Genomic DNA, 207 nt, shown 5'->3' with positions numbered 1-207 from the left:
ATTACAATATAAACATAAAATTTGGAGCGGGAAACGAGATTCGAACTCGCGACTTCAACCTTGGCAAGGTTGCGCTCTACCACTGAACTATTCCCGCTCGTTTATTAAATTGAATAAAAATGGTGCGGATGAAGGGAGTCGAACCCCCACGCCAATGGCGCTAGATCCTAAGTCTAGTGCGTCTGCCAATTCCGCCACATCCGCGCA

General features: G+C 47.3%; 2 tRNA genes. Both read right to left on the bottom strand.

Features of this window, described 5'->3' with window-relative positions:
* Positions 1-22 precede the first annotated feature (22 nt).
* Positions 23-97: transfer RNA gene (locus Q3287_RS19620), tRNA-Gly, on the bottom strand.
* Positions 98-120: 23 nt separating this feature from the next.
* Positions 121-204 (bottom strand) — tRNA-Leu (locus Q3287_RS19615).
* Positions 205-207: the final 3 nt, after the last annotated feature.

This window comes from Clostridioides sp. GD02404 (assembly GCF_045898275.1).
Taxonomy (GTDB): Bacteria; Bacillota; Clostridia; order Peptostreptococcales; family Peptostreptococcaceae; genus Clostridioides; species Clostridioides difficile_A.
Note: the sequence above shows the minus strand (reverse complement) of the source record. Positions and strands in the feature narration are given on the sequence as shown.